Below are 11,074 nucleotides of genomic sequence, written 5' to 3'. Positions count from 1 at the left end.
TAAGCCGAACGAAATTGATGCTGTTAGTCGCATTTCTTTTATCCATAACGATTGCGATAACTGTCTCTACTATGAATTATATAAAAGAAAAGACAGCTATCAACGATACAGTAGACTCAAAATTTTTCCCAACCGCTCGACTCCTCACCCCCCAAACCGATCCCCTCTCTATCAGTGATGACACAACAGCTAATGAAGCCATTCAAGGCTTTTATGCGCAGCAGTTAGGAGGCTTACAGGCAGAGGCAATTCGGCTGAAGATGCTCAGTCAGCGATTAGCTGAAATTGCAGGGTTTGAACTTTCTGATTTTGATTTGGAATTTGCTCCCGGGATGGGCGGTATTGAAAATTCTGGTGACTGGTTATCAAACGCTGAATTTGAAGAAAGTCTGGTTCGTCTCTCACAGGATTTTGCTGATCAACAGGATACCTTGACGGCATTACAGGAGTTTCTGATTACTAATGAGAATATCGCCGGCGCCATACCCAGTGGTCGTCCAGTGGTTGATGGCTGGGTATCGTCTTTCTATGGATATCGTGTTGATCCATTTAATGGGAAAAAGGCTTTCCATGATGGACTCGATTTTGCCGGAAAAACCGGTAGCTCGGTCATTTCGGTGGCGGATGGTATCGTAAGTTGGGCAGGTATGCGTGGAGGTTACGGTGGATTGGTTGAAATTGACCATGGAAATGGCTATGTAACTCGTTATGCGCACAACAAAACACTCAATGTCAGTACCGGGGACCGTGTTAACAAGGGAGATGTTATTGCGCTTATGGGATCAACCGGTCGTTCAACTGGTCCACATGTTCATTTCGAAGTGGTAAGAGACGGTAAATCCGTTAATCCGTTTAATTACATCGAATAATTCCTCTTGTATTTGAAAAATCTGACACCACTTAAAAAAATGCGGTGAGTCTTCGATCTTCCCAACAGTACGCGTTATAATCACGCGTTTAATCAAACTGTCGTCAATTCGACACATTCAACAGGTAGTTTTAGTCATGGTAGGCAAGTTTTTCAGTAAGGTTTTTGGCAGTCGTAATGATCGTGTAATCAAAAAACTGCAAAAACAGGTCAGCCTCATCAATGAATTGGAAGGCGAATATGAAAAGCTTGACGATGCCGCTTTAAAATCCAAAACCATAGAATTCAAACAACGCCTGGATGACGGGCAAACGCTGGATGATATTCTGGTAGAAGCATTTGCTGTCGTTCGTGAAGCCGGTAAACGGATTATGGAAATGCGTCATTTTGACGTGCAGTTGATTGGCGGTATGGTGTTGAACGACGGAAAAATTGCCGAAATGAAAACCGGCGAGGGGAAAACGCTGGTAGCCACACTCGCGGTATATCTGAACGCCTTAAGCGGTGAAGGCGTCCATGTTATTACTGTCAACGATTACCTTGCCAAACGTGATTCGGCCTGGATGAGCAAGCTTTATGGTTTCCTTGGCCTAACAACCGGTGTAATTGTTAGTGGACTGAGTGGAGATGAACGCCGTGAAGCTTATGCCGCAGACATTACTTACGGTACCAATAACGAATTTGGCTTTGATTATCTGCGCGATAACATGGCCTTTCGACTGGAAGATAGAGTACAGCGCCCATTAAATTTTGCTGTTATCGACGAAGTTGACTCCATCCTGATTGACGAAGCCCGTACTCCACTAATTATCTCCGGTCCGGCTGAGGACAGTTCTGAGCGTTATCTGCAGATAAACAAATTGATTCCAAGTCTGACCCAGCAGGAAGGTGAAGATGAAGATATCACTGTACCGGGTGATTACACCATTGATGAAAAAAACAAACAGGTGCATTTTACCGAAGCTGGTCATGAAAAAATCGAGCAGTTATTAACCGAAGCCGGTCTGCTGGATGAAGATGCCAGTCTGTATGATGCGGCCAATATCGGTTTGATGCATCACGTAACTGCAGCACTTCGTGCACATGTATTATTTCATCGGGATGTTGAATACATTGTCCAGGATGATCAGATAATCATTGTCGACGAATTTACCGGCCGTACCATGCCCGGGCGTCGCTGGTCAGAAGGCTTGCACCAGGCTATTGAAGCCAAGGAAGGGGTCAAGATTCAAAACGAAAACCAGACCCTAGCTTCCATTACTTTCCAGAATTATTTCCGTCTTTACAAAAAGCTATCCGGTATGACCGGTACAGCCGATACCGAAGCGTATGAATTGCAGTCAATCTATGGTCTGGAAGTTGTGGTTATTCCGACACATCGTCCAATGCAGCGTAAAGATGAAGCCGATAGAATTTATCTGACAGCAAAAGAAAAGTTTGATGCGATATTGCTTGATATTCAGGACTGTGTGCAGCGAAAACAACCTGTTCTGGTTGGTACAGCTTCGATTGAAAGCTCAGAATATCTGGATAAATTGCTGACCAAAGCCAAAATTCCCCACGAAGTTCTGAACGCAAAATTTCATGAAAAAGAGGCTCATATTATCGCTGAAGCGGGTAAACCGGGATCAGTTACTATCGCAACCAATATGGCGGGTCGTGGTACAGATATTGTGCTTGGTGGTAGTCTTGAAGCAGAGATGGACAAGCTGAGTGAAGAGGCTGATGAAGCTGCTAAAGCTAAAGTGAAAGCCGAATGGCAACAACGTCATGATTTGGTTTTGCAAGCGGGAGGTTTACATATTATCGGTACCGAACGTCATGAATCACGCCGTATCGATAATCAGCTGCGTGGTCGTTCCGGTCGTCAGGGTGATCCGGGCTCAACCCGTTTTTATCTGTCGCTTGAAGATAACCTGATGCGGATTTTTGCTTCTGAACGCATGGCAGGATTGATGCAGAAACTGGGTATGGAAGAGGGTGAAGCCATTGAGCATCCATGGGTCAGCAGAGCCATCGAAAATGCGCAACGTAAGGTTGAAGGACACAACTTTGATATTCGTAAACAGTTGCTGCAGTTTGATGATGTTGCCAACGATCAACGTAAAGTAATCTATGAGCAGCGCAATGAATTAATGGCGGCAGATGATGTATCAGAAACCATTGTATCAATGCGAAGCAGCGTCATTAATGATGTAATCAGTCTTTACATTCCACCTAACAGTATTGATGAACAATGGAATGTCAGTGGTCTGGAACAGGCTTTACGTGATGATTTCGCTCTGGAATTAGATATCAGCGGTTGGTTGGAGGCAGATGACAATCTGCACGAAGAAAGCTTGCGTGAACGAATTATCGAGGAAGCCGAAGCTTCCTGTCAGGCAAAAGAAGCTACTGTCGGGGCTGAGTTGATGCGGCATTTTGAAAAAGCCATCATGCTGCAAACCCTGGATACACAGTGGAAAGAACATCTGGCTCAGATGGATTATTTACGTCAGGGTATTAATCTGCGTGGTTATGCCCAAAAAGATCCCAAGCAGGAATATAAACGTGAGGCTTTCCAGTTGTTTACTGCCATGCTGGACAGTCTGAAACATGAAGTTATCAGTCTGATTTCCCGTGTTAAAGTGCGTGCGCCGGAAGATGTCGCGGCGGTCGATGAGCAACGTCGTCAATCAGCTGATGTGGAATATCAGCATGAAAGTGCATCGGCTGAAGCAGAGGCAGAACATCCTACTGCCAATCAGCCGCTAACACGTGATGGTAAAAAAGTAGGTCGTAATGATCCTTGCCCTTGTGGCAGTGGTAAAAAATTCAAAAATTGCCACGGCGCTATCAAATAATGGCAGTAAATTTATCTGCACCGGTTGCTGCAGAATTAAAGCCTGTAAAAGGTATCCGCCTCGCCACTGCGAGCGCTGGCATAAAAAAACCGGGTCGTCAGGATGTAGTGTTAATTGAACTGGCACCCGGAAGTCATACCGCAGCGGTTTATACTCGCAATGCATTTTGTGCAGCGCCGGTTTTATTAGCCAGAGAGCATCAGCAACAATCATCGACACGTTATCTCCTGATAAATTCTGGAAATGCCAATGCTGGCACTGGTGACACAGGTATGGCAGCAGCAAAAGCATGTTGTCAGGCGGTGGCTCAGCAAGCTCAATGTGATACCAGTGCGGTGTTGCCATTTTCCACCGGGGTTATAGGGCAGCCGTTACCTGTTGAGAAAATAACCAACGCGTTACCGGAGGCATTTAGCACACTAGCCGCTGATAACTGGTTTGCTGCAGCACACGCCATCATGACCACAGACACCATAGCCAAAGCGCGTTCAGTGGAACTGTCGTTAAATGGACAGCCAATCACGCTGACAGGCATCGCTAAAGGCTCAGGCATGATTCGGCCAGATATGGCGACCTTATTGTCTTATATCGCCACTGACGCGGCGATAAGTCCCTCCATATTACAAAAGATGCTTGACGTTTCGATGGAGCAGTCTTTTAACAGTATTACCGTTGATGGCGATACCTCAACCAATGATGCCTGCATTCTTATTGCAACCGGTAAGTCTGGGAACTCAGTTATTGAAGATATTGATAGCCCGGATGCACATCAGTTTATCGAGGCTTTAAATAATTTAAGCCGCTTCCTGGCCCAAGCCATTGTTCGCGATGGCGAAGGTGCAACCAAATTTATCAGTATTGATGTTCAACAGGGCGCTGATCCAGACGAATGTCGGCAGGTAGCCTATACCATCGCTCATTCACCACTGGTAAAAACCGCATTGTTTGCCTCTGACCCGAACTGGGGTCGAATTCTGGCGGCGGTCGGCCGAAGTGGCTTACCCAATCTGGATTTATCGAAAATTGCCATTTACCTTGATGACGTATGTATTGTCGATGGGGGCCAGCCAGCAGCTGACTATACTGAAGAAAAAGGCCAGCAGGTGATGTCACAATCTGAAATAACCATACGGGTAAAACTGGGTAGAGGCAAAGTTGCCAAAACAGTCTGGACCTGTGATTTTTCTTACGATTACGTCAAGATAAACGCAGAGTACCGTACCTGATACGGAGCAGGATATGGATATTGGACAGTTCAACACACTTAGCAAGTTTCTCAGGCAAAGTGGTGCACAATACCGGGTGTTTGATATGGGCCGCCGGGTTTGTAAATTAACCCCGGAACAGTTTGTCAGTTTTGATAATTGCCAGCAGCCTTACCCTTACCCTTTCAAACGTCACGCCCAAATAGGCATTATTTTCTGGCATCCGGATGCGGCTGAAAATCATTATGTCTGGTTTCTGCAGTTTCCACTGGATGAGCAGGGACTATTGATTCCAGATGCCCGTGATGCTTTTCTGATGATGTTATTGGAAAGACTGGGCGAAGCAATGTTGGCGGCTGCCGATGGTGAAAAAATTCAGGGAGCTCTTCAGGACAGTCCGTTCACCTTTCAGCCACGACAGGATCGAATGGCCGCATTTAATGCCCACGCTACTCATGCTCTGAAACAATCTCCTTCCAAATATTACGATACTGCCTATCGGTATTTCACTGGTGATCTCCCTCTGGATAAATGGCCTGGCTTGGCGATGCAGGGATTAGCCGATTTTGCCATTCGTCTGGATACCAATGAAGGGACGTTAGGATTGATTAATACGTTGCCAAAATTGCCTCAGGAACCATTTCATAATTTATGCGTTTTGCTGGAGCATGCAAGCCCTGCTGCGGGGGTAATCGAAGTATTGGCGCAGCAAGTAGATAATCAGTTACAGGAAAAACAACCGGATACGGCCAAAATCATTTCCTGTTTACGGGCTGCTTCCAACAGTCCTGCTCGTGGTTTAGTGGAGCGAATGGTCACTCAGGTGCTGAAACACCGTTGCAGCCGCGAAATTGAAGTGCTGGCAATAATCAGTGGTCGAATCTGGTTGGCACTGGCTAAACAGCCAATCTGTGAACTGTATCTTGAGCAACTTGCTCAAAACAATGCTGGGCAGGCCGGGTTCAGTCAGTTATTGGCCGATCTGTTATTTATACCGGGAATGCGTGAACCGGTTATGCAGGCGTTGCGTAATCCAAAACGTTCGGAAACCTTGGCAAAAGCCGTTGGGGAAATGTTCGGCCAATAGGCTCAAATATTCTTTTTGATAATATCGGTTTCAATTCCATCCAGGCTGAACTGATTTTTTTCACGCCAATATTCTTTAATGCCGTTTTCACCTTTGCGCTCAGCCCAGTTATTCAGTAGTTCGCGTTCACCGACAAAATCAAAATAGGGAACAGCCATTCCACATGAGGTCTGAACCAGATCAATATCCAGAATAAAAATTTGTCTGGCACCTGGTAATGGATCAAATAAGCCATACAGACTCTGCCACTCAGCATCTTTTTGATGTATTGCACGTGCCTGACCATAGACTCGTAGAATCAATGGCTTCCCCTCAAATGCACAAAACATGATGGTCATTCGAGGTGATTCCTCAACATGCGCAGCCGTTTCATTGCCGCTACCGGTCACATTCAGCCAGAATAAACGATTACTGTTTAACACTCTTAGCGAGTCCATGCCCTTGGGGGAAACATTTACCCGGCTGTCGGCCGTTGCGGTTGCAACAAAAAACATATGTTGTTGATGAATAAACTCAATCAAACGATCAGACAGTGAATCAAACTGCTGTGCCATTATTGTCTCTGCCTTTGGATTTTCCAGCCAGCATTGAACGCCAGCTGGATTCGGTCATCATGTCCAGGGTCGATTCCACCCGATCAACAAAAACTTTTCCATCAAGATGATCCAGTTCATGTTGAAATAATCGCGCCATAAAGCCCTCATATGCCGTTTCAACCTGAGTACCATCACGCAACCAGTAGCGCACATGTATTTGCTGATAACGTGGTACCAGAGCCCTAAGACCGGGGACGCTCAAACAGCCTTCCCAATCTTTTTCTGTATGCGATGAGTGCCAGACGATTTCTGGATTAATGACACAGGTTGCCAGCATCTCGGGTGCATAGGGATAACGCTCATTAGGATGACTCGACATAATAAAAAAACGTTGGTTAATACCAACTTGCGTGGCGGCAATCCCCATACCCCGACGCTGTTGAACAAAGGTTATCAGATCATCAATTTGTAGTTGTAATACAGCGTCATTTATATCGGCTACCGGCGGGGCAATTCGACGTAAATCAGCTTCACCTAATTCCAGAATGTTAAAAGGAGTGTTCATATCATCGGTGCCTGCAATGGATCCTGAATGCGGAACCATCCTGCAATACTGTAGCGATCCCGTTTCGAGGGAAGAACTTCATGTGGAAACTGCTCACTTAAAAAAACAACAAATGTGCCCATTTCAGGCTCAATAGATACAATCAGATTATCATTATTAATGTCATAAATCTGCAATTGTCCACCATCCAGGGTTTGCCAGAATGGGTTTAAATACATCACCGTAGTTAATACACGATTGGACTGACCTTTAAATGCATCGACATGACGTTTGTAGAAGGCACCTGAAGGGTAATGGGCGTAGTGTGATTCATAATCAAACAAGCCAAGAAACAACCGTTGATTCATTGCCAGCCGGAAATCTGACATATGAGTAAGATAGGCTTGATCAATGCTGTTCGAGGGATCCAGCCAGCGGGTTTCATCGGTGCGGATTTTCTCATTTAGCTGATGTTGTTGTTCACGGCCTATCCCGGCCTGACTTAAGTCATTATGCTCATCCAGGCGGGCAACTCTGCGGTATAGATCATGGGTTAAAGCGGGAGGCAATAATTGTGGCAGGATGCAATAACCGTGGGTGGTCAGGGCATCAGCAATCAGATCAAATACGGCATAATCAACAACAGATTGAGCATTCAAAGAAGCGATTCTCCAGAAGAGTGAGTGACTTTGTTATGGTCAATTGACATAGCTAAGCCCTTGAACGGGCGATAGAATGTAGCAGAATTTGATTTTCTTTGAAGGATTATTTTGTGGTGATGACGTTATTGCTGGTAGCAAAGTAACCAGGCAATAATCTTTCAACCGAAGAACCAGTAAGCGACCAGAATGGCTGCGGTGATGCCGGCAACATCTGCTGCCAGGCCACAGGCAACAGCATGACGAATTTTCTGAATACCAACTGCACCAAAATAAACCGCCAATACATAAAAAGTGGTTTCAGTGCTGCCCTGAACTATTGAAGCCAGTCTCCCGGCAAACGAATCTGCCCCATGAACTTCCATGGTATCGATCATCATGGCACGGGCACCGCTGCCACTGAAAGGCTTCATTAACGCGGTGGGTAATGCATCGACAAACTTATCATCCATTCCCAACGCCAGCACACCAGCACGAATACCATCCGCAATTAAGTCAAGCGCGCCACTGGCACGGAAAACGCCAATTGCCACCAACATGGCCACCAGATAGGGAATAATCATTACTGCAGTCGAAAAACCTTCTTTGGCACCTTCAATAAATGCCTCGTAGGCATTAACCCGTTGCCATGCGGCCGCAACGATAAAAGCGATTACCAGTGAAAAAATTACAACATTGCTGATAATGGCGGATTGCACTAGCATCTGTGATTGTTCCAGACTGGAAAAATAGGCTAACAGACCAAATACCAAGGCACTGAATCCTCCCAGATACATCAACACGACACGATCCAGAAGGTTTATTTTCTGTACTGCGGCCACAGTGATTAAACCAATCAATGTGGAAAAATAAGTGGCAATTAACAACGGGATAAAAACGTCTGTTGGATTGGCAGCGCCCATTTGTGCACGATAGGTAAAAATAGTGACCGGAAATAATGTAACCGCAGAGGTGTTAATTACCAGAAACAGGATCTGTGCGTTACTGGCGGTATCTTTTAACGGATTAAGCTTTTGCAGTTCCTGCATTGCTTTAATACCCAATGGGGTCGCGGCATTATCCAGCCCAAGCGCATTGGCTGATATATTCATCACCATCGCTCCCAGTGCCGGATGATTCTTCGGTACCTCTGGCATCAGCCGGGTGAAAAGCGGGGATAATCCTCGTGTCAATAATTCGACAAAGCCACTGCGCTCGCCAATTTTCATAATACCCAACCACAGGGCAAGAATACCGGTCAGGCCAAGTGCAATTTCAAAAGCTGTTTTGGATAGGGCAAACATTGCCTGCATGATCTGGTTGAAAATTTCGGTGTCGCCTAACACCAGCAGCTTAAATAAAGCCACTGCAAAGGCAATCAGAAAAAAGGCGACCCAGATGATATTCAGCATGAACGCTATTGTGGCATGCTCAAAAAAAAAGTCACTGGCAACAGTGACTTTTTATTGAGTGTACTAATTAAGTTTTAACTTTTCTTAAACTTCTTAGCGGGTTTACTTTTAGGACCGTCTTTACGATCTTTACTGAAGTTACGGCGTGAAGGCCGGGCTGCAACACTTTCCGCAACAGCTTCATCAGTGGCCAGGCTCATATTCAGTTGTTTGTTATTGACCCAAACCTTCCGTATTTGCTGGAACATATCTTTTGGCATACCTTGTGGCAGGTCAATCAGACTATGATCCTCATTAATGGTAATACGACCGATAAATTGACTTTCGATACCTGACTCATTAGCAATTGCGCCTACCAGATTACGTGGTTCAATTTTGTCTGCACGACCGACTTCAACACGATAAGTATCCATATCCGGCTCGTTTGGATGAGGACGTGGAGCCCGTTTTTCTCTTGGTGGACGGTCTTCACGGCTGCCACGGGCCGGACGTTCACCACGATCCTGACGAGGTCCGCGTTCGCGTTCTTCACGAGCTGGTCGCTGTGTAACATGTTTAACTGGTTTTAACGGACGGTCTTTCTGTACCAAAAAAGCTAATGCAGCAGCAATTTCAATCGGATCAGCATTATGTTCCTGTTGATATTGACTGATTAAGGTCTCGAAATAAGCCAGTTCCTGAGACTCAATGGTTTCGCTTAGTTGTTCCATGAATTGCAATACACGACGATCAGCAATATCTTCGCTGCTCGGTAATTGCATTTTGGTAATCACCTGGCGTGTGGCTTTCTCGATGGCACTTAACATGCGTGTTTCGCGAGGGGAGACAAACAGAATAGCCTCACCTTTACGACCAGCACGGCCGGTACGACCAATACGATGCACGTAGGATTCAGTATCGTAAGGAATATCGTAGTTGACCACATGGCTCATGCGTTCAATATCCAGACCACGTGCAGCAACGTCGGTGGCAATCAGAATATCGATACTGCCTTTTTTCATACGTTCGATGGTTTTTTCACGCAATGCCTGATTCATATCGCCGTTAATCGCCGAAGCGGAATAACCACGAGCTTCCAGCTTTTCAGCCAGCTCAACAGTAGCGTTTTTGGTGCGCACGAAGATGATCATGCCATCAAAGTCTTCGACTTCCAGAATGCGGGTTAATGCATCCAGTTTGTGCATACCGGTTACTTGCCAGTAACGCTGGTTAATGGTGGTGACTGTCGATGTTTTGGATTGAATGCGAACATCCACTGGATCTTTCAGATATTTCTGTGCAACACGGTGAATAGGTCCGGGCATGGTGGCGGAGAATAAAGCTACCTGACGTTTTTCCGGTGTTTCTTTAAGGATGGTTTCTACATCATCAATAAAGCCCATACGCAGCATTTCATCAGCTTCATCAAGCACTAATGCTTCAAGTTTATCCAGCTTCAATGTGCCACGACGAATGTGATCCAGAATACGCCCCGGCGTACCGACAACGACCTGTGGTTTACGTTGTAATGAGCGTAATTGGATGCCCATGCTTTGTCCGCCATAAATCGGCAGAATATGGAAATCTTTCAGGTGACGAGCGTAGCTTTGAATCGCTTCTGAAACCTGAATGGCCAGTTCACGAGTCGGTGCTAACACCAACATTTGGGTGGCTTTGTTTTTTACATCAATACGGCTTAACAGCGGTAAGGCAAAGGCAGCGGTTTTACCGGTACCGGTTTGGGCCTGACCAAGTAAATCTCTACCAGCAAGTAAAGGTGGAATACTTTGCGCCTGAATTGGCGAAGGTGTTTCATAACCGGCTTGTTGTACAGCTTGTAAAATTGGAGCAGCTAACCCTAACTCAGCGAATGAGGGTGTTGAATCGTTTTCTGGTGTGGACATTGAATAACCTGTGATGGGCAGCTTTGGAAACAAAGCTGTAAAAGTGACATTTGCGAGC

9 protein-coding genes are annotated in these 11,074 nt (G+C 45.7%); 4 read left to right on the top strand and 5 right to left on the bottom strand.

The genetic code is table 11. The features are described from left to right. Positions 1-17 precede the first annotated feature (17 nt). The 4 genes from B3M51_RS11965 (at position 18) to B3M51_RS11950 (ending at position 6,003) form a co-directional block, all read left to right on the top strand. Positions 18-869, top strand: a complete 852-nt coding sequence (locus B3M51_RS11965) for a M23 family metallopeptidase (RefSeq protein ID WP_292759508.1) — start codon at positions 18-20, stop codon at positions 867-869. A gap of 136 nt (positions 870-1,005) precedes the next feature. Then, entirely contained in the window at positions 1,006-3,711 is a 2,706-nt protein-coding gene (gene secA, locus B3M51_RS11960; protein WP_292759504.1) for a preprotein translocase subunit SecA, read from the top strand. After that, complete coding sequence (gene argJ, locus B3M51_RS11955) at positions 3,711-4,937, top strand: bifunctional glutamate N-acetyltransferase/amino-acid acetyltransferase ArgJ (protein WP_292759502.1); 1,227 nt, start codon at positions 3,711-3,713, stop codon at positions 4,935-4,937. Before secA ends, argJ begins: the two co-directional genes overlap by 1 nt. Before the next feature lie 13 nt (positions 4,938-4,950). After that, positions 4,951-6,003, top strand: a complete 1,053-nt coding sequence (locus tag B3M51_RS11950; protein ID WP_292759500.1) for a DUF3549 family protein — start codon at positions 4,951-4,953, stop codon at positions 6,001-6,003. Between the two features lie 2 nt (positions 6,004-6,005). On the opposite strand, the gene B3M51_RS11945 is transcribed toward B3M51_RS11950, so the two are convergent. The 5 genes from B3M51_RS11945 to B3M51_RS11925 form a co-directional block, all read right to left on the bottom strand. Further along, a complete protein-coding gene (locus B3M51_RS11945; RefSeq protein ID WP_292759499.1) occupies positions 6,006-6,557 on the bottom strand; it encodes a pyridoxamine 5'-phosphate oxidase family protein in 552 nt (183 codons plus the stop codon). After that, positions 6,541-7,104: a peptide deformylase gene (def, locus tag B3M51_RS11940; RefSeq protein ID WP_292759498.1), complete on the bottom strand. Its 564-nt coding sequence runs from the start codon at positions 7,102-7,104 to the stop codon at positions 6,541-6,543. The genes B3M51_RS11945 and def overlap by 17 nt, the downstream gene beginning before the upstream one ends. Continuing rightward, entirely contained in the window at positions 7,101-7,742 is a 642-nt protein-coding gene (locus tag B3M51_RS11935; RefSeq protein WP_292759496.1) for a 2OG-Fe(II) oxygenase, read from the bottom strand. The genes def and B3M51_RS11935 overlap by 4 nt, the downstream gene beginning before the upstream one ends. Before the next feature lie 161 nt (positions 7,743-7,903). After that, positions 7,904-9,133, bottom strand: a complete 1,230-nt coding sequence (locus B3M51_RS11930; RefSeq protein WP_292759494.1) for a nucleoside recognition domain-containing protein — start codon at positions 9,131-9,133, stop codon at positions 7,904-7,906. Positions 9,134-9,207: 74 nt separating this feature from the next. Continuing rightward, the gene (locus B3M51_RS11925; protein WP_292759506.1) at positions 9,208-11,016 is read right to left on the bottom strand and encodes a DEAD/DEAH box helicase; all 1,809 of its coding nucleotides are present in this window, start codon (positions 11,014-11,016) and stop codon (positions 9,208-9,210) included. Positions 11,017-11,074 lie beyond the last annotated feature (58 nt).

Source organism: Methylophaga sp. UBA2689, assembly GCA_002354555.1.
GTDB lineage: Bacteria > Pseudomonadota > Gammaproteobacteria > Nitrosococcales > Methylophagaceae > Methylophaga.
This window is presented reverse-complemented; position numbering and strand designations above follow the sequence as displayed.

Coding starts and splice junctions, on each gene's coding strand:
- B3M51_RS11945 (WP_292759499.1), bottom strand. CDS start 6,557: ATGGCACAGCAGTTTGATTCACTGTCTGATCGTTTGATTGAGTTTATT.
- B3M51_RS11950 (WP_292759500.1), top strand. CDS start 4,951: ATGGATATTGGACAGTTCAACACACTTAGCAAGTTTCTCAGGCAAAGT.
- B3M51_RS11965 (WP_292759508.1), top strand. CDS start 18: ATGCTGTTAGTCGCATTTCTTTTATCCATAACGATTGCGATAACTGTC.
- B3M51_RS11930 (WP_292759494.1), bottom strand. CDS start 9,133: ATGCTGAATATCATCTGGGTCGCCTTTTTTCTGATTGCCTTTGCAGTG.
- def (WP_292759498.1), bottom strand. CDS start 7,104: ATGAACACTCCTTTTAACATTCTGGAATTAGGTGAAGCTGATTTACGT.
- argJ (WP_292759502.1), top strand. CDS start 3,711: ATGGCAGTAAATTTATCTGCACCGGTTGCTGCAGAATTAAAGCCTGTA.
- B3M51_RS11925 (WP_292759506.1), bottom strand. CDS start 11,016: ATGTCCACACCAGAAAACGATTCAACACCCTCATTCGCTGAGTTAGGG.
- secA (WP_292759504.1), top strand. CDS start 1,006: ATGGTAGGCAAGTTTTTCAGTAAGGTTTTTGGCAGTCGTAATGATCGT.